The sequence below is a fragment of the Gemmatimonas phototrophica genome (assembly GCF_000695095.2).
GTDB lineage: Bacteria > Gemmatimonadota > Gemmatimonadetes > Gemmatimonadales > Gemmatimonadaceae > Gemmatimonas > Gemmatimonas phototrophica.
Genome location: NZ_CP011454.1, coordinates 4,371,713 through 4,389,198 on the forward strand (window position 1 = coordinate 4,371,713; position 17,486 = coordinate 4,389,198).

At 64.7% G+C, this 17,486-nt stretch carries 15 protein-coding genes; 10 read left to right on the plus strand and 5 right to left on the minus strand.

Going from position 1 to position 17,486, the window contains the following annotated elements; all coding sequences use genetic code 11:
* The first annotated feature begins 3 nt into the window (after window positions 1-3).
* The 8 genes from GEMMAAP_RS18425 (at window position 4) to GEMMAAP_RS18460 (ending at window position 7,365) form a co-directional block, all read left to right on the plus strand.
* The gene (locus tag GEMMAAP_RS18425; protein ID WP_043581762.1) at window positions 4-582 is read left to right on the plus strand and encodes a cbb3-type cytochrome c oxidase N-terminal domain-containing protein; all 579 of its coding nucleotides are present in this window, start codon (window positions 4-6) and stop codon (window positions 580-582) included.
* Window positions 579-2,015: a cytochrome c oxidase accessory protein CcoG gene (gene ccoG, locus GEMMAAP_RS18430; protein ID WP_053334577.1), complete on the plus strand. Its 1,437-nt coding sequence runs from the start codon at window positions 579-581 to the stop codon at window positions 2,013-2,015. Before GEMMAAP_RS18425 ends, ccoG begins: the two co-directional genes overlap by 4 nt.
* A complete protein-coding gene (locus GEMMAAP_RS18435; RefSeq protein WP_026850902.1) occupies window positions 2,012-2,515 on the plus strand; it encodes a FixH family protein in 504 nt (167 codons plus the stop codon). The genes ccoG and GEMMAAP_RS18435 overlap by 4 nt, the downstream gene beginning before the upstream one ends.
* The gene (locus GEMMAAP_RS18440; protein ID WP_026850903.1) at window positions 2,512-3,249 is read left to right on the plus strand and encodes a sulfite exporter TauE/SafE family protein; all 738 of its coding nucleotides are present in this window, start codon (window positions 2,512-2,514) and stop codon (window positions 3,247-3,249) included. Before GEMMAAP_RS18435 ends, GEMMAAP_RS18440 begins: the two co-directional genes overlap by 4 nt.
* Window positions 3,239-5,719, plus strand: coding sequence for a heavy metal translocating P-type ATPase (locus GEMMAAP_RS18445; RefSeq protein ID WP_026850904.1), 2,481 nt, complete (start codon window positions 3,239-3,241; stop codon window positions 5,717-5,719). The genes GEMMAAP_RS18440 and GEMMAAP_RS18445 overlap by 11 nt, the downstream gene beginning before the upstream one ends.
* The gene (gene ccoS, locus GEMMAAP_RS18450; RefSeq protein WP_026850905.1) at window positions 5,716-5,859 is read left to right on the plus strand and encodes a cbb3-type cytochrome oxidase assembly protein CcoS; all 144 of its coding nucleotides are present in this window, start codon (window positions 5,716-5,718) and stop codon (window positions 5,857-5,859) included. Before GEMMAAP_RS18445 ends, ccoS begins: the two co-directional genes overlap by 4 nt.
* Before the next feature lie 615 nt (window positions 5,860-6,474).
* Window positions 6,475-6,696, plus strand: a complete 222-nt coding sequence (locus tag GEMMAAP_RS18455; protein WP_026850906.1) for a hypothetical protein — start codon at window positions 6,475-6,477, stop codon at window positions 6,694-6,696.
* A gap of 36 nt (window positions 6,697-6,732) precedes the next feature.
* Window positions 6,733-7,365 (plus strand): J domain-containing protein, encoded by a 633-nt coding sequence (locus GEMMAAP_RS18460; RefSeq protein ID WP_053334578.1) that lies wholly within the window; start codon window positions 6,733-6,735, stop codon window positions 7,363-7,365.
* 9 nt (window positions 7,366-7,374) lie between these two features.
* Here the strand turns inward: GEMMAAP_RS18460 and GEMMAAP_RS18465 are convergent, their stop codons facing one another.
* The 3 genes from GEMMAAP_RS18465 to GEMMAAP_RS18475 all read right to left on the minus strand — a co-directional run bounded on the left by GEMMAAP_RS18465 (window position 7,375) and on the right by GEMMAAP_RS18475 (window position 11,903).
* Window positions 7,375-8,667 (minus strand): universal stress protein, encoded by a 1,293-nt coding sequence (locus GEMMAAP_RS18465; protein ID WP_158514926.1) that lies wholly within the window; start codon window positions 8,665-8,667, stop codon window positions 7,375-7,377.
* A 94-nt stretch (window positions 8,668-8,761) separates the two neighbouring features.
* Window positions 8,762-10,423, minus strand: coding sequence for an ABC-F family ATP-binding cassette domain-containing protein (locus GEMMAAP_RS18470; protein WP_053334579.1), 1,662 nt, complete (start codon window positions 10,421-10,423; stop codon window positions 8,762-8,764).
* Between the two features lie 166 nt (window positions 10,424-10,589).
* On the minus strand, window positions 10,590-11,903 hold the full coding sequence (locus GEMMAAP_RS18475; protein WP_026850910.1) for an amidohydrolase: 1,314 nt from the start codon (window positions 11,901-11,903) through the stop codon (window positions 10,590-10,592).
* A 75-nt stretch (window positions 11,904-11,978) separates the two neighbouring features.
* Here GEMMAAP_RS18475 and GEMMAAP_RS18480 point away from each other — a divergent pair, with 75 nt between their 5' ends.
* Window positions 11,979-13,247, plus strand: coding sequence for a hypothetical protein (locus tag GEMMAAP_RS18480; protein WP_026850911.1), 1,269 nt, complete (start codon window positions 11,979-11,981; stop codon window positions 13,245-13,247).
* A gap of 128 nt (window positions 13,248-13,375) precedes the next feature.
* Here GEMMAAP_RS18480 and GEMMAAP_RS18485 read toward each other — a convergent pair whose 3' ends face one another.
* Together GEMMAAP_RS18485 and GEMMAAP_RS18490 are read right to left on the minus strand one after the other, a co-directional pair.
* A complete protein-coding gene (locus GEMMAAP_RS18485; protein ID WP_053334580.1) occupies window positions 13,376-15,235 on the minus strand; it encodes a cytochrome c peroxidase in 1,860 nt (619 codons plus the stop codon).
* Window positions 15,236-15,301: 66 nt separating this feature from the next.
* Window positions 15,302-16,765 carry an alkaline phosphatase PhoX gene (locus GEMMAAP_RS18490; protein WP_026850912.1) on the minus strand — a complete coding sequence of 488 codons (1,464 nt, stop codon included), beginning with the start codon at window positions 16,763-16,765 and terminating at the stop codon, window positions 15,302-15,304.
* Between the two features lie 246 nt (window positions 16,766-17,011).
* On the opposite strand from GEMMAAP_RS18490, the gene GEMMAAP_RS18495 reads away from it, so the two are divergent.
* Window positions 17,012-17,473 carry a QcrA and Rieske domain-containing protein gene (locus tag GEMMAAP_RS18495; RefSeq protein WP_053334581.1) on the plus strand — a complete coding sequence of 154 codons (462 nt, stop codon included), beginning with the start codon at window positions 17,012-17,014 and terminating at the stop codon, window positions 17,471-17,473.
* The last annotated feature ends 13 nt before the right edge of the window (window positions 17,474-17,486 follow it).

The following is a 17,486-nucleotide window of genomic DNA, read 5'->3' on the forward strand; positions in this document are numbered from 1 at the left end:
CCCATGGCTGCGCCAGAGAAGAAAGACGGCCTGCAGGACAAACTGCTCGACCACACCTACGACGGCATTCAGGAGTACGACAACCCGATGCCGCGCTGGTGGCTGCTCACCTTCGCGGCCACGATCATCTTTTCGGTGATCTACGTGTTCAACATCGGGCCGGTTGGCAATGGCAACGGACGCATTGCCGACTACGAAGCGGACATGGCGGCGTATGCCAAGGCGCATCCGGCGCCCACCGGTGGCGACATGAGTGGCGATCAGCTGCTCGCGCTCGCCAAGAATGAAGAAGCGGTGGAGGAAGGGAAGGAGACCTACACCGCCTACTGTGCCTCCTGTCACGCACCGGATGGCGGCGGCCTCATTGGCCCCAACCTGGCCGACGCGTACTGGATTCACGGGGGCACCATTACCGACATCTACAAAACCGTCACCAACGGTGTGCTCGAGAAAGGCATGCCGCCCTGGGGCAAAACCCTCAAGCCGGATCAGCTTGCTGAAGTGGTGGCGTACGTAAGCACGCTCAAGGGTACCACCCCGGCCTCACCCAAAGCGCCACAAGGAAATCTGGTCACACCGTGAGCACCACCACTGCACCGCCAGGCGTGGGGAGACGCGTTCTCCCCACCCTGAACGAAGATGGCACCCGCCGCTGGATCCGCCCCAAGCCGTCGCACGGCAAGTGGTGGCAGCGGCGGCAGGTCGTGGCCTATGTGCTGATGGCCATCTTCTTTGCCGCCCCGCACATCCGCCTCTTTGGCAAGCCCGTGTTCCTCATGGACCTGCCTCGGCGTGAGTTCACGCTCATGGGCTACACGTTCCTGCCCACCGACACACTGCTGTTCATGTTCACGCTGGCCAGCGGGGTGATAGGGATCTTTCTCATCACGGCGCTGTGGGGACGCGCCTGGTGCGGCTGGGCCTGTCCGCAGACGGTCTATCTCGAGTTCCTCTTCCGTCCCATTGGCCGCTGGTTCGACGGCGGCTACACGCAATCGCGGACGCTCGACAAGCAGGGCGCCTGGTTCACCCCGCGCCGCCTCGGGAAGTACATCACGTTCTTCCTCTTGGCGCTGTTCGTGTCGCACACGCTGCTCGCGTTTTTCGTGGGTACCGACCAGCTGTACAGCTGGATGGTGAACTCCCCGGCGGCGCATCCGTCGGCGTTCTTCTTCGTTGTGGTCTTCACGGGCATCGTGTGGTTCAACTTCACGTATTTCCGCGAACAGACCTGCCTCATTGTCTGCCCCTACGGGCGCTGGCAGTCGGCGCTCATCGATCGCCAGTCGGTGATTGTGGCGTATGACTACAACCGCGGCGAGCCGCGCGAGCACGCTACCAAAACGCGGGACCCAAACGCCGGCGACTGCATCGATTGCGGGGCCTGCGTGCAGACGTGCCCCACCGGCATTGATATCCGCAACGGGCTGCAGATGGAATGCGTGCACTGCACGCAATGCATCGATGCCTGTGACGACATCATGGTGAAGGTGGGCAAGCCCACTGGGCTCATTCGCTATTCGTCGCAAGATGAAATCGCCGGCAAGCCCAAGCATCTCCTGCGACTCCGCACCATCCTGTATCCGGCAGTCCTGACCATTCTGCTGGGCGGTCTCGGGACGGCCATGTATCTCAAGGAGCCGGCCGATCTCACGGTGCTGCGCGGTCTCGACGCCCCCTTTGCGACTGAGGCAGACGGACGGATCTCCAACCAGATTCGCGTGAAGGTCACCAATCGCCGCGGCACCGACATGGCGTACAGCATTGTGCTGGATGGCCTTGCCACCGACGGCGTAACGTCGCAGGAAATCACGGTCGTGGCCCCGGAGAATCCGCTGCGCGTGAAGTCGGGCGACACCCGTACCACCAGTGTTTTTGTGCTGTTGCCAGCGCGCGCCTTTACCAAAGGCGAGCGCTTCATCTCGATTACGGTGTCCGACGAACGCGGCTACAAGGAGTCGGTCAAATACCGGCTGCTGGGGCCCACCGGCGACACCCCGCGGAGTGTACCATGAAGAAGGGGATGGGATGGCCCATCGGTGTCGCCATGATTCTCGCGAGTACCGTCGTGGCCAATGTGGTGGTGATGAAGATCGCCAATAACGATCCATCGTTCTCGGTGGAGCCGGACTACTACCGCAAGGCGGTGCACTTCGACTCCACCATGGCCCAGCAGCAGCGCAACCTGAGCCTCGGGTGGGGCATCGATACGCAGATCGATTCCATTGGCGACGGCACGCACACGCGTCTCTCCATCCGGTTGCGTGATGCCTCGTCGTATCCGCTGCCGGGGGCGCGCGTGGCGGTCATGGCGCGCTTCAACGCCCGTGCGAACGACACACTCACCGCCGTGCTCACCGAAGAGGCGCCCGGTACGTACGTCACCACGCTGCCCATTGCCCGTCCCGGTGAGTGGGAAGTGCGCGTGGATGCCACGCACGGCAGTCAGCGCTTTTCCGCCAGCTCGCGGGTCACCGCGGTGCGTTCCGACGTCGCACGACACACCCCGCGATGATCACCGCCGCGGCCAGCATTCTCGTGGCTAGTCTGGTGGGGAGCGTGCATTGCGCCGGCATGTGCGGTGGCTTTGTCTGCTTCTACGCCGGATCGGCCAAGGGCAATGAACCGGCCGCGCTGCGGGCCCATGTGATGTACAACGCCGGTCGCCTGGGCTCGTACCTGCTGCTGGGGGCCCTGGCCGGACTGGCGGGGGCACAGGTTACGCAGGCTGGCACCCTGGTCGGGATCAGTCACGCCGCCGCCATAGTGGCCGGAGTGCTCATGGTGGGGTGGGCCCTCAGCACCATCGCGGCGCAACGTGGCGTCACCATTGGCACGCTGCACGCGCCGCAAGCGTGGCAGCGCGCTCTCGGGCGTGTGCTGCACTCGGTGCGGGAACAGCCCATTGGCGTGCGCGCCCTGCTCACGGGCCTTTTTACCACCCTGCTCCCCTGCGGCTGGTTGTATGTCTTCGTCGCCACGGCCGGCGGGACCGGCAGTGTGCAGGAGGCCATGCTGCTGATGGCCATCTTCTGGGCCGGTACGGTCCCGGCACTGATTGCTGTTGGTCTTGGGGCCCAAACGCTGCTGGCACCGTTCCGACGCCGCTTGCCGGCCTTCAGCGCCGCGGTGGTCCTTGTGATGGGGCTGCTCTCCATGTCCGGTCGGCTCACGCCGTCGTTGCACACCACCATGTCACACGACCGGCCCACGCCGATGTCATCCGCCGAAGCGTCGCATGTCCACTGAGGCGCTGCGCTTTGCGGCGGCGGCACCGACGGCCACGGACACTGCCTGTACGCACTGCGGCCTCGCCGTACCGGAAGGACTGGTCGATGCGCAGAGCGACCGACAGTTCTGCTGTACCGGTTGCCACACGGCGTTCACCATTCTGCACGAGCACGGGCTCGATTCGTATTACGGATTCGCCGAGCGTCGCGAGGCGCCCGTCCGCGCATCCGGACGCAGTTACGAGGAATTCGATCATCCGGCCTTCGCACAGTTGTATGTGACGACCACCGCCGAAGGGCTCGCGCGCACGGAACTGTATCTCGAAGGCGTGCACTGCGCCTCGTGCGTGTGGCTGGTGGAGCGCATTCCGTTACTGCAGTCGGGGGTGGTTCGCGCCGAGCTCGATGTGCGACGGTCACTGGCCGTGGTGGAATGGGACGCCAGCGTGGTGCCGTTGTCCACGGTGGCCCGTTCCCTCGACCTGCTGGGCTATCCGCCGCATCCATTTCGCGGCGTAGCCCGCGACGACATGCGGCGGCGCGAAGATCGCGCCATGCTGGTGCGTATCGGTATGGCCGGCGCCATTGCAATCAATGTGATGCTGGCCGCACTCGCGCTCTACGCCGGCGAAGTGAACGGCATGGAGTCGCGCTTCACCACCTTCTTCCGGTGGGTGAGCTTCGCCATCACGGTACCGGCGTTCATCTGGCCCGGGCGTGTGTTTTTCACCGGGGCGTGGGCTTCGCTCCGCACGAAGTCGCTGCACATGGACCTGCCCATCGCCATCGCGCTGGCGGCAGGGCTGGTGCGCGGGTCCATCAACACCTTCACGGGCGAAGGCCCCATCTATTTCGATGGCCTCGCGATCCTGATTTTTGCGTTGCTGGTGGGACGGTTCCTGCAACAGCGGGGGCAGCGCATGGCGGCGGACGCCGCGGAACTGTTGCACGCCATTGCGCCATCGACCGCGCGCATCGTTGAGCAGGACATCATTCGGGAAGTTCCGGCCGAAGCGTTGCTGCCCGGCATGGTGCTGGATGTGCGCGCCGGCGAAACGTTCGCCGCCGACGGCCTGGTGCAGGCTGGCGCCTCCAGCGTGAACGCCGCCCTGCTCACCGGGGAGTCGCGCCCCACCTCCGTCGTGGTGGGCATGCCCGTGTTCGCCGGCACGCTCAACATCGAAGCGCCGCTGCGCATTCTGGTGGAGCAGGCAGGAGAAACGAGCCGCATTGCCAAACTGCTGCGGCAGGTGGAAGACAGCGCCAAGCGGCGCGCGCCCATTGTGCAGATGGCCAACCGGCTCGCCGGCATCTTTACGGCGGTGGTGCTGGTGGCGGCGCTGGCCACCTTTGTCATCAAGACGCAACTCAACGCACCGGCTGCGTTGGATGACGCCATTGCGCTGCTCATTGTGACCTGCCCCTGCGCACTCGCGCTGGCGACCCCGCTGGCCATTACCGTGGCGGTGGGACGCGCGGCCGGCAATGGGATGCTGATCAAGGGAGGCGACGCGTTGGAGTTGCTGGCCACCCCGGGGACGCTGGTGCTCGACAAGACCGGCACCATTACGGAGGGGCGCACGGCGCTCACGTCGTGGGTGGGGCCGGAGTGGGTAAAACCGCTGGTGCTCGCTCTCGAAGAGGGCTCGTCGCATCCCCTCGCGGATGGCTTCCGCCGCGCCTGGCCCGGGCTGGACACCCCTCCGGTGGAGCGCTCACAGCATGTGGTGGGGGGCGGACTGGAAGGCGTGATCAACGGGCAGATCATTCGTGTGGGCTCGCCGCGCTTTGTGGCGCAGACCCTCACGGAAACGCCCGACCACCTGCTCGCCGCGATCACGGCGCTCGACCCCACACACACCCCAGTGCACATCGCAATCGATGGCGTGCTCGTTGCACTGGCTGGTCTTGGCGATCAGATCCGCGAGGATGCACTCGCCTCACTGCAGCAGTTACGGGCACGCGGGTGGCGGACCGTAATGCTGAGTGGAGATGCAACGGATGTCGTGGCGTCGGTGGGTCGGGTGCTTCAGTTTGATGCGCAAGATGCCATCGGCGTCGCGTCGCCGGAGGACAAGCTGGCGTTCATTGAGCGGTGCAAAAAGGCCGGAACGGTCGTCATGGTCGGCGACGGTGTGAACGACGCCGCCGCGATTGCCGCCGCCAGTGTGGGCATTGGCGTCCACGGCGGCGCTGAGGCGTGTCTCGCCACGGCCGATATCTACCTCACTCGGCCGGGGCTGTCCGCACTGGTGGAGCTCACCGAAGGCGCGCGCCGCACCATGCGGGTCATCCGTCGCAACATCGCGTTTTCGATCGGCTATAATCTCATTGGCGCCGGCATGGCGATGGTGGGGCTGTTGACCCCGCTCATTGCCGCCGTGCTCATGCCCACCAGCTCCATTACGGTCGTGTTGGGAAGCTGGTACGGTCACACTTTTGCCCGTCGCCCCCGGGGCGCTGCGGCTATTTCGGAGAACGTGGCATGAGCGTGCTGTTCCTGGTCCTCCCGCTGGCCCTCATCGTGGTCGGCGCCGCCGTGGCCGCCTTTGTCTGGAGCGCCCGCAGCGGGCAGTACGACGACCTCGATACCCCGGCCGTCCGCATGCTGCGGGACGAAGGGCGGTAATAGTCAGAGTTGTTGAACGGCGACGAGCCTCGAAATAACTGCATAACGAGGACTGCTCCGATTGGGCGGACGTGTCGTTCAAACGAGGACTGTCTCCGGCATGGGCGGGCCGCGTACCGCTGCGTCGGAGCTGTTCATTTCTTTGATTTTTCGATCCTGCGGTGGTGGTGAGTGTGTGTCGTATTCACCGTCGCAGTCCTCGTCCAGACGCCCTATCGTACTCCACGGGCCAGTCCTCGTAATGCTGTTCCCGCCAAGCTCGCTGCCGTTCAACAACGCTGGCCCCTTGAACACCGCAGCAGCGCACGCTTCGGTATGGCCTCCATCAACTGCGCGAACACCGTTCGTGCAACGTGCACAGGCCCCCCGCCGGTATGGGATAGCCTTGGGCTTAGCGCCCCGATTTCAAATGGATGTACGCCAGAAACACCGTTAAGAGCGTATCGGCAACAACTTCCCGACCTTCTGCCGGTGGGTAACCGGACACGCCTGCCCCGAAACTGATCAGTTCCGGGTCGTGAGGTTGGGTAACGAGTTCGGGTTTTCGTGATTTCCACGGGGCGGGATCAAATCCGCCCCTTTCGCTGTGAGCCGATCTGGCTGACATTTTCCCCCATGACCGGATCAGCCCGCATACCCAGTGGCGTGGAGCGTCGCGCCAACCCACGCCTGCGCGAGCTTGTGGACGAAATGCTTGCGTCCATTCGCATTGCGGCGAATGCCGAACTCTGGACCCCGGATGAACGGGCCCGCTACGAAGCGGAGATGGCGCGCATCATGGATAGCGTGCGGCAGCAGGCCATTGGCGGCCCGGCCGCCCGCGCGCGCCTCGAATAGCCGTCGGCGCCCCTGTCCCGGCGCAATCTGTATCGCTTGCTCCATGTACAACCGGATGCCCCACTCGAGGTCATCCGGGCGGCGTATCGTGCCCTGATTGTGCTGCATCACCCCGATGCCGGGGGGAGCCATGAGCGTGCCGTACTCATCAATTCGGCATGGAGCGTCCTGAGCGACCCGGACGCCCGGGCCCGCTACGACGCCACCTTGCCCCCCAGGCGAGGGGTACCCGTCTGGCCATCGAGCATGGCCGCCCCACCGGATGCGGGGCCGCTCAACCGCTGCCTGTTCTGCCACGACACGGTTCCAACGGACACTGTGCGTTGCCCGCGCTGCCAGGCACCACTGGCGCGAGTGGCCCCCGTGCCACGCCCGGCGCACACCCCTGCCAACCCGGACGAACGGCGTCGGTTACGACGCATCGACCGGGCCGACTGGGGACGCCTGTACCTCTCGCCCGCCGATGAGGGCATCGATATCCGCTTGCGCGATCTCTCCCTCGATGGCGTCAGCCTGTACATCGGTCAGCCGCTGACGGTTGGCCAGCGGCTCCGGGTAACGGCCGCACGATTCGACGCCGTGCTCGACATCGTCGGCTGCTGGGCACGTGCGAACATCTGGGTCGCCAGCGGGCGCTTTGTCACGGTGGATCTGAGCGGCGCCCACTAGCCCACTCGGCTACTCCAGCAGCACCCAGGTCTGCCCTCCCTCATGGGCAATACGCAGCAGCTGGTCGTGTCCCTGGCCATCCTGAACCAACTCCACCAGCTGGCACCCCTGCACCTGGTGCGACAGGTGCCGACCCGCCTCTGACGACGGGCCGAACATGAGCGTGATGACGTGCCCCTCGCGTTCGTACGTCAGCCCCGCCAGCGCAAGGTGATGGCCGATGACATGCGCACCGACATCGCGCTGATTCACCTCTACGGAACAGGCCCGTCCACGGTGCCGGGCGCTGAACGCCCCCAGTTCCGCATCGAGTGTGGCCATCGGCAGCTGCCGCGTGCTGTCGTGAAGCGCGGCAGCCTGCGCCCGCGCCGCCGCCAGCGTGCGCGCCGACCCGGGCACGCAGAGCACCGAACACGGGGCCGACCGCACCAGCTCCGCCGTCACACTCCCCAGCATCATGCGACGCAGGAAACCGTAGCCGTGTGTGGCCGAGACCACCAGATCCGCCGGATGTGTTCGCAGATGATCCACCAGACGCGTGGACGCGTTCCCTTCCAGCAGGGTCGTCTCGAAGACCAGCCCGGGACGCTGCAACCGATCCACCAGCGCCGCGAAGCTGACCTTCACCTGCTGACGGTACTCCGCCGCGAAGTCGCGCATCACCGGCCCCACCTCGCTCAGACTGGGCGCCACGTGCACGAGTTCAATGGTGGCCTGCGGCGCCACCAGCCCCAGCGCGACCTGCGCCGCGTACACGCTGAACACGCTGAAGTCCGTGGCTACCACCACGCGCTTCGGCAGCGACTCCAGCGTGGACTCCACCGCCAGCACCGGCGTGTCTCCGAGCTGCAGCATGCGCAGCACCGACTCGCCGCCCAACACGCGCTCCAGCATGCCGTGACGACCGCGGCCCACAACTACCAGCCGCGCATCCAGCGCCTTGGCCCGCTCCACGATCTCGCGCACCGGATCACCGGTGCGCACCACCACCGGCCACGGGGCCACGGCGGGGACCAGGCGCTGCATCTGCTGCGACACCAAGGACGCCCGACCGTCCAGCATGTCGGGGGTGGGGGCCACCGGGTACGGCACGGCGTCAAACGCGTAGGTCGGCATCGCGTTGGGCCGCAGCGCGCTGATGACCTGCACCGCCGCACTCGTCTGCCCCGCCAGGACACGCGCCATGGGGAAGGCCGCGTCGGAGGCCGGACTCGTATCACTGGCGACCAGAATGGGACCACTGGGCACCTGCACGGGCGCGAAACCGCTCAGCAACTCACTCATGGTGTGGCTGGCAGACATGGCAAGATCCTGTGAAGAGGATGCCTGTAGTGTGGGGTGAATGGTGGAGGTCAGCAAGACGGAAACTCCCGACATGGTGTGGGGAGTCGTCCGGCTAGCGGTCTCTGCGTTCAGGGCGCCAGTCGGCAACCTCGTAGGTCGTGGAGACCCCCAGCGCGGCGAGAAAACGGGCATCGTGCGACACCACCAGCAGCGCGCCGCGCCATGATGTCAGCGCCTGTTCCAGCGCCGCCAGGCTCTCGAGATCCAGGTGGTTGGTTGGCTCATCCAGCACCAGACAGCGAGGCGCGTCATCACCGCTCAAGGTCCCCAGCGCGCACGCGAGTGCCGCGCGAACGCGTTCGCCGCCGCTCAGGGTATCGATGCGCCGCCCCACCAGATCGCCGCGAAAACCGAAATGAGCCAGCAACGCCCGCGCCTGGCCCTTGGCATGCTCTCCGGTCCACTGCTGCGCCGCCGCGTGCGCCTCCAGCACGGTGTGCTCCGGGTTGAGCAGCCACGTGTGTTGATCCAGCCAGGCCCAGTCAGCACGCGGGACGCCACGGTACACCGTACCCGCCACCACGGGATGCTCACCGACGAGCATGCGCAGCAGCGTGCTTTTCCCCACGCCGTTCGGACCGCGGAAGGCCACCCGTGCGGCGCCACGTACCGCGAACGTCACCTGACGCAGCAGCGGGACCCCAGGGGCTGCATCAATGGCGACGTCGGTGCACTGCACCACACAGCTCCCCTCGGCGATACGCCCTGCCGGCATGACGATCTGTATGGGATCGCGCTCATCCAGCGCAGCACGGGCCTGCCGCCACCCCTCACGGGCCTCCTGCTGCAAACGAGCCGTGGTATCGCGTAGTCGTGCACTGGTGCCTTCGCTGCGCTCGCGCTGCGCATTCAGCAACAGTTTGGATTGACTGCCCGTGTCACGTTCCCGGACGCCGTGCGCATCACGCCGAGCCTGTCGCTCGCGGACCACCTGCGCGTGTCGGGTAACGCGTGCCAATTCCGCCTTGGCCTGATTGGCGTGGGACCGTCGGCGCTGGGCGTCCGCTTCCTCAGCCTCTGCCCACGCGGCATACCCGCCACCAAACGCGCGCAGCTGCGTCCGCTCTATGATGAGCAACCGATCCATACGGTGCAGCAAATCGCGATCATGCGACGCCACCAGTACGCCACCACGCCATTGGGCGAGCAGATCGTACAGTGCACCGCGCCCCTGACTATCCAGGTCGTTCGTGGGCTCATCCAGCAGCAGCACATCAGGGGCCGTGAGCAGCTGCGCCGCCAGCCGCAGGCGGGAGCGCTCTCCACCGCTGAGTGAAGTCTGTTCGCGTTGCAGAACCGCCGGAGCGAACGCCAGTGATGCCAGCAGCTCGTCGAGCTGCTGGCGCAGCTGCCACCGATCGCCAATGCACGTGAGATCCTGCGCGGTACACTCGCCCCGGTCGCACCGTTCGAGCGCCTGAAGCACGTCCGCGACCCCCAGCAGCTCGGCGACAGTTCCACCCGGGGCAGAAGGCCGGTGCTGTTCGAGAAGCGCCACTCGACCACGGGACACGACCTCGCCGCGGGCGGGACGTTCGCGATGAGCGAGGACCCGCAGCAAGGTACTTTTGCCGGCCCCGTTGGGACCAATCAGGCCAACGCGCTCCGCGCCAAGGCTCAGCGAAATGCGTTGAAGGAGCGGTGTGCCGTCAGGGGTGGTGACGGTGAGATCGTGCGCCGCCAGCAGGGGCGGAATTGCCGATGGCAGAGGCATAAGCACTCCGGACAGAGACCGGCGCGTACCCGAGTGGCCGCGCGCATGCAGAAGTCCGGTCGTGCTCCATGTCGTCCTCTCTTCCAGTGTCAGCGGGGTCGCCGGCGGTGTGTACTGACCACGCGGGCGACAGGATAGTACTGCGTACGATACCGCCGGCGCGCGCTTAGTTCGCCGACTTCTTACCGGCGTTCATGCTGAGATATTCCACGGCCACACTCGCCATGGTGCGCACACCAGTCACAAGCGCCCCTTCGTCGGCAAAGAACAGCGGCGAATGATTCACCGCCACCTTGGACAGGTCAGTGCCCTTGGGAGTCACCCCGAGAAAGAAGAACACGCCGGGAATCTTCTGCGCGAAGACCGGGAAGTCTTCCGAGCCCATGACCGGATTGATGAACGCCACGTTGCCGTTGGCAGCCCGGCGCAGCGTGGGCAGCATGCGATCGGTGAGCGACGAATCATTCGACGTGACCAGCCCACCCTTGTCGATTTCCACAATGGCCGTGGCGCCGCCTGAGCGGGCAATGTCTTCCGCCGTACGCTTGATGCGCATGGCAATGTCTGCCCGCATGTTGTCGTCGAACGTGCGCAACGTGCCCACCATCACCACACTGTCGGGAATGATGTTGCTGCGATTGCCACCGGCGATCTGCCCCACCGTGAGCACGCTGGGCAGATACGCCACGTTCACCTGACGGCTGGCAATCGTCTGCAGTCCCAGCACGATCTGCGAGGACACCACAATGGGATCGACGCCCGACCACGGCTGTGAGCCGTGCGTCTGCCGGCCCTTCACAATGATCTTGAAGTTTCCGGCCGCCGCCATGATGGGGCCCTGACGGATGGCAATCTGCCCCACTTCGTTGGGCCAAACGTGCAAGCCGAACACCGCGCTCGGCGCCGGGTTCGCGAGTGCGCCATCGGCCACCATGGCTGCCGCTCCACCCAGCCCTTCTTCGGCGGGCTGAAAGAGAAACTTGATCGTGCCGGGAATCTGTGCCTTCATGCCGGCCAGCACTTCAGCGGCGCCCATGAGAATGGCCACATGATTGTCATGCCCGCAGGCGTGCATGACACCGACCTCCTGCCCCTGCCACTGCGTACGCACCTTGCTCTTGAAGGGCAAGTCAACAAGTTCCGTCACGGGAAGACCATCCATATCGGCGCGCAACGCCACGACCGGACCCGGCTTCCCTCCACGCAGAATGCCCACGACGCCTGTTTTGCCAATCGGCGCCTGCACTTCAATCCCGAGAGCACGCAAATGTTCAGCGACCAGCGCGGCCGTGCGCTTTTCTTCAAAGCTCAGCTCCGGATGCTCATGGATATCCCGACGCCACGCCACGACCTTGGGCATCACGGCGGTCAGCTTGGTTTCAATGAGCTTGGACAGTTCCGTCGCGGGTGTCGTCTGGGCCGAGGCCGACTGGCTGAGCAGCAAGGACGCTGCCGTGACGGCAAAGAGAGAAAGGCGCATGGGATCCTGAGAGATGGAGTGGTGGGCGCACGTGACCGGCGCGCATTCCGCAAAAGTACGGCGAAACTCCGTGATGTGCTGCTTTTCACTGTCTGCAGCGTGCTGCTCCTTGCCTGCGACCGTTCATCAGGCACCAGCACAGCCGCCGCCGCGCCCGCGGCCCCCGCCAAGTACCTGTACGTCTTTGCCGGCTTTGGCGACCACTCCCACGGCCTTGCCGGGCACGCCGCCGATTCCACCGTGCCCGGTGACTTTCTGGCCGTGATCGACGTGGACAGCAGCAGCCCGAGGTACGCACAGATCGTGGCACACATGACCACCGGCGCCTCGGCAGGCATGCCGCACCACACCGAAATGATCATGCCCGATGGCGGATATCCCTTTGTGGCCAACGCCTACATGGCCAATAGGTCGTACCTGATTGACGTGTCGTCTCCGACCGCACCGACCGTCGCCGGGCGTGTGGACAGCGTGTCAGGGTACGAGTTGGCGCACAGTTTCGCGCGCCTGCCGAATGGGGACGTGATCGGCACACTGCAATACAGTACCACTGGCGAGGCCGGCCGCCCCGGCGCGATTGCACGCTTTGCGCGCGACGGGAAGCTCCTCAAGGTGGGCAGTGCTGCCGACCCGGCATTCCCGGGCGGCAACATGCGCACCTATTCCCTCGATGTCAGTCCGGTCGCCGATCGCGTGCTCACCACCAGCGTGGCCATGGACCCGGCCGAAACCAACTCGGCTGACGTGATTCAGTTGTGGCGGCTTTCCGATCTCTCCCTGCTGCGCACACTGCCGCTGCCGCCAACCACCACCGATTCCACGTCGCGCTATCCGTTCGAAGTGCGCTTTCTGCCGGATGGACGGTCGGCGTTGTTGAATACCAACTACTGCGGCTTTTATCTGGCGTCAGGGCTGGACACCGACACACCTGCGCTGGAGTCCGTGCTCGCGCTCTCGCACCCGCGCCATGTCGGATGCGGTGTGCCGCTCCTTATTGGGCGGTGGTGGATCATGCCCATCGCCTCGACGTTCGAGTTCGTGGTGTACGACGTATCGAACCCGCGCACCCCCCGTCGCGTCGGCGCGTTGCACGCCGACAGTTCTTTTGTGCCACACTGGATCTCGCGTGATCCCGGCAGCGACCGACTAGTGTTCACCGCCGAGGGCCCTGAGCCGGCGGTGCGGCTGGCCCGCTTTGATACCACCAGTGGTGCACTGCGCTGGGATGAGCGCTTCCGCGAGCGCGCCGGCGGACCGTTGGGGGTGTCGTTCAATCGTGAGGACTGGCCCGGTGGCGTTCAAGGGCGAACCGCGCCGCATGGCGCCATCTTCTCGCGGCAGTAACGCTGCGGAACAGCACCAGCGGAACAACACCAGCACCGCGGATAGTAACAGAGGGATCCGTGTTCCATCTGTGCCCCCTCAGTTCCTATCCGTGGTGCTGTTATCTCACGTCGGCGACCGCAAAACGACTACCGCCGCTGTGTCCCGGCCGTATCGGTTAGGGCCCGCATAAAGACCACCAGCGCACGCTGTTCCGTTGCTGACAGATTGAGCGGGTCAGGCGGCAACGTCTGGTTATCCAGCGTTATGCCAATGCCGGCGCCACCACCACGATTGTAGAAGTCCACAACCTGCTCCAGCGTCTGATACACACCGTTGTGCATGTACGGCGCCGTGAGCGCTACGTTGCGTATGGACGGCGTGCGGAAGGCGTATTTATGCGGTGCCGCGCGCGACAGGCGATACCGACCCACATCCGGATCTACCGTGGCGCGTCGTGTCACCGCCTGCACCGGGGTTCCGAGCACCTCCACGTCTGACTTCTGATAGAACGGCGGGACGGTACCGTTGGTTAACGGCAGGAAGTGGCAGGTGGCACATTTGCCCTTTCCGACAAACACGTTGAAGCCAATGCGGGCGCTGTCATTCAAGACGGCCACGTTGCCTCGCAAGGCCTGGTCGACCGGTGAATCAAGTCGAGTCAGACTACGCTGGTACGCGGCCAACGCTGTCCGAATCCGCGCCGCGGAAACCATTGTGTCGCCACGCGCGGGCTCGTCGAAGAACGCCATTCGGAACTGCGCCGCCAGCGACGAATCGCGCCCGAGCGAGAGTGCAATCGCATCCAGACTCCCGTGCATCTCGTCGACATTCTCGACGACATCGGTCACCTGATCTTCGAGATAGGTGGTGCGCAGATCGGAAAAGACGCCAAGCTGCAGCCCGCTGTTGATGACGGTAGGCGTGTTGCGCGCCAACGGCGCGCCGCCGCGGGACCGATTGACCTTCAGGCCATCGGTAAACGCCTTCTCGGGCAAGTGGCAGGTGCTGCAAGCACGTCGATCATCACCCGAAAGGCGCGTGTCATGAAATAGCCGACGACCAAGCTCCACCTGTGCGGCGGTCGCCATCTTGGCGTCCAGCGGAGCGAAGGCCAGAAGGTCAAACGCCGCTGAATCGAAGAGCGTTACGGCGTCCATGCGGAAAGCCCGCCGCTCGATGGGCGTACCAATCCCAAGCGAGGTCCGAACGGCGCGCACCGCGCGAGCGAGCGGGTTGGCGTGGTCGACAATGAAGGTGAAGTGATCGAACGACTCCCGATCCGTTGTCGTCCGCAGCATGACCCTCGCGTCAGTCAGCGCGGAATCAAGCGTGCCCCATGCTGATGCCGACGTACGATACGGCGTGAGTGATCGTGCCACCCCTTCAAGCGCGTCGTCCGCTTCGGCCAGTGAGAGCCCCGCCACCGGCGAATCGAAGCCGGTGATACCGAGCGATACGATACGGGCAATCTCGAGCTTGATGGCATCCCAGACACGGTCGTCGGTCACGACTTGTGTCCGCATGAGTGTCTGGACGCGCGCAAGGATCTGGCGCAATGTGCGCGTTTCCTGCACCAGCGCGTCACGCTCAGCAAGTGGCTCGTCACCAAAGAGCCCTTCTTCGATGACCTGGAAGCCGGTAGGCGCAAACACTGCCTCAGGCCCGTCGTTCTCCTCGACTTCAGGGAGCGCCGGGCCGTTCATCTCACGTGTCGACGTGGCGGCGTAGTATTCAAGGCCGAGCTCGGCGTGCTTGAACGCCCGTCGGGCATCCACGAATACCGCGCGGGCCTGCGCAATCGATGCCGGTGACGACATGGCAGCGAGCGCGGAGTCGAGCTGCTCGACGCGTGAGGCCAAGGAGTCGAGATCGGCGCGCCAGATGGCGGCGACTTGCATGGCTCGCGGATCGCCGGACGTTGTCGTCGCCTGGTCGGAAGTGGAGTCGGCGCAGGCGGTCAACAGCAGCCCGGCGAACAAGAGTGAGGTTACGCGATTCGTGTACATGGGTATTGGAACGACGCCGGCCCGGAACGCTGTCCCGGGCCGGCGTGCTGTTTCAGAGGGTGGCGCTTAGCGGGGCAATCCCTTCACGATGACCATCATGCTGGCCTGGTTTTCGTTCGGACGGAGAGTGCCGCCGTCAATGCCGCGGTACTTGTCGGCGCGCCACGAGTGCGGCTGCAACGCAATCACGAACGTATTGTTCTGCCCAAGCTCCGTTGACACATCAAGCATCGCACCGAACTCCCAGCCGGCCTTGCCCGCGGGACGAGCGCCCACCGCGTTGTACAGCGCGGCATCGGCCTCCGTGCGGCGGTGGTCCATTTCCAGTACCGGCTTCAGCTCACGCGTCGCGATGTTGTACTGGTAGATGTACGCGTCGTGCGTCTCGTCGCCGTAGCCGTTGTCGTCTTCCTGGAAGTACGCGAAATTGGTGCCAACATACACGTTATCGAGGTTCTGGAAGATACGCGCAGCGTTCGTGGGCGACTTGTCATCGCCATCAGCAATCACTTCCAGCGTTCCCACCAGCGGATTGTTGGCGTCGAGGCGCAAGCGGTACGCGCGGCCGTACTTGCTGCGGCTATAGTCGGCGTTCACGCCAGTGTTGTTCTGGCCCGTGGCCACGAAGTAGATCTCGCGATTGTTGGCCGCTGACCCCTTGCGGTAGTCGAGGTCTTCAACACGAGCAAAGCGGATGGCATTGAGCGTGACGCTGGCCTGCTGAATCTGACGGCCGCTGAGCGACTTCTGGTTCTCCACCTGCCGAAACTGCACCTGATACGTCTGGCCAACCACCATATCACGCTCGCGGATGTTGTTGTCCGTGCGCGCCAGCACATACAGGTTGCCGTTGTCCAGATCGCCAACGGTGTTCGACAGGTACATCGCGACCTGTCCGCCTTCCGTGCCCGAGTCGTCATCACCAATCACCACCACGGTGCGATTCGGGAAGGCTGCTTTGGAAAGTGGTACAGCGTTCTCCGCACTCCAACGGCCCATACCCGTAAGGTACCGCGGCGTATTGGCCGGGCCCGTCGGATCCACGGCGAGAATCTGTGACTCTTCACCACTTTCACCAGCGGTGAGGAAGGCACTGAAGCCATGCTCTTCCACGGTCGCCAGCGAGGCTGAGCAGAGGCGGTACCGGCCAGCAGTGGAGTTCACGACATAGTCGCCGGAGATCGGCTTCAAGTCCTTGTCAAAGCGGATGCGAGATACCGCAAAGTTGTCTTCGTGATTCGTCAGCATGGTAAACGTGCCGTCTACATTGCGGATGAATCCCGCGCCATCGGCCGAGCCACCGAAACGGAACGAAGGAGAGCCCGTGAGCTGGTCGTCAGAGCTGACGAGGCTATAGATCTCCACACCCGACACCAGCGACTTGAGCAGCGCCGGCGTGACGGACTGATTCTTGAGCGCCACCGGAGCAATCACGGGCGCTTCAGTAGACGAGGAGTCATCGCCGCAGGCGGCGAGCAACGCACAGCTGGCGGCGGCCAGCAATGCAGACGAAAAGCGGACAGTACGCATGGAATGGTCTTGCGTCGATGTGAATGGAGCACGGCGGCGTGCCGTGGACGCAGGACATACGCGGGACATCATGACGGAACGCGCACCGCACGGTCACCGCCATGTCACGTCGACGCAACAGAACGGCTCGTCGTCTACGGTCTGGACCGTGTTGGTCGATACTCACGTGATTCACTTCGCTATCCGTGACCGTCCAGTGACAGTCGGCGTCTTGGTACGCGCTTTGCGGCGACACACGTTGCCATCATGACATCCGTTCATCGTCGCGAGGCGCTTACCCTTGTCGCCGCGTGCTGCATCTGCCCCGGGCTACTGGCCTGTGCGGCCTCGCAGGATGCCCCAACCCAACCGGCGCCGACCGACGACAATGACGACGCCCTGACCATTACCCCCACTACGGTACAGGTGCGGGTAGATCTCGTGCCACGGCTTACCCAACCTGAAGGCGTCGCCATCTTTCTCGTGGCCGGAGTGATTGTGGTGCGCGAACGCATTGACAGCTTTCAGGCGTTCTCATCTGTATGTCCGCATGCCGGCTGTGGCGTCTCTGTACTCAATGGGCGGCGTCTGGAATGCCCCTGCCACGGTTCCGCGTTCGATCTGGCGGGCGCCCGACTCGAGGGGCCCGCCCCGTCGGGTCTTGCGCGGCTCGCCAGCTCGTTCGACCCAGCACGGCAGGTGCTTTCGATAGACCGTCGTATCCTGTAGCCGCCCAGTGCTG

Coding starts and splice junctions, on each gene's coding strand:
- GEMMAAP_RS18425 (WP_043581762.1), top strand. CDS start 4: ATGGCTGCGCCAGAGAAGAAAGACGGCCTGCAGGACAAACTGCTCGAC.
- GEMMAAP_RS18435 (WP_026850902.1), top strand. CDS start 2,012: ATGAAGAAGGGGATGGGATGGCCCATCGGTGTCGCCATGATTCTCGCG.
- GEMMAAP_RS18440 (WP_026850903.1), top strand. CDS start 2,512: ATGATCACCGCCGCGGCCAGCATTCTCGTGGCTAGTCTGGTGGGGAGC.
- GEMMAAP_RS18445 (WP_026850904.1), top strand. CDS start 3,239: ATGTCCACTGAGGCGCTGCGCTTTGCGGCGGCGGCACCGACGGCCACG.
- ccoS (WP_026850905.1), top strand. CDS start 5,716: ATGAGCGTGCTGTTCCTGGTCCTCCCGCTGGCCCTCATCGTGGTCGGC.
- GEMMAAP_RS18455 (WP_026850906.1), top strand. CDS start 6,475: ATGACCGGATCAGCCCGCATACCCAGTGGCGTGGAGCGTCGCGCCAAC.
- GEMMAAP_RS18465 (WP_158514926.1), bottom strand. CDS start 8,667: ATGTCTGCCAGCCACACCATGAGTGAGTTGCTGAGCGGTTTCGCGCCC.
- GEMMAAP_RS18470 (WP_053334579.1), bottom strand. CDS start 10,423: ATGCCTCTGCCATCGGCAATTCCGCCCCTGCTGGCGGCGCACGATCTC.
- GEMMAAP_RS18475 (WP_026850910.1), bottom strand. CDS start 11,903: ATGCGCCTTTCTCTCTTTGCCGTCACGGCAGCGTCCTTGCTGCTCAGC.
- GEMMAAP_RS18485 (WP_053334580.1), bottom strand. CDS start 15,235: ATGTACACGAATCGCGTAACCTCACTCTTGTTCGCCGGGCTGCTGTTG.
- GEMMAAP_RS18490 (WP_026850912.1), bottom strand. CDS start 16,765: ATGCGTACTGTCCGCTTTTCGTCTGCATTGCTGGCCGCCGCCAGCTGT.
- GEMMAAP_RS18495 (WP_053334581.1), top strand. CDS start 17,012: ATGACATCCGTTCATCGTCGCGAGGCGCTTACCCTTGTCGCCGCGTGC.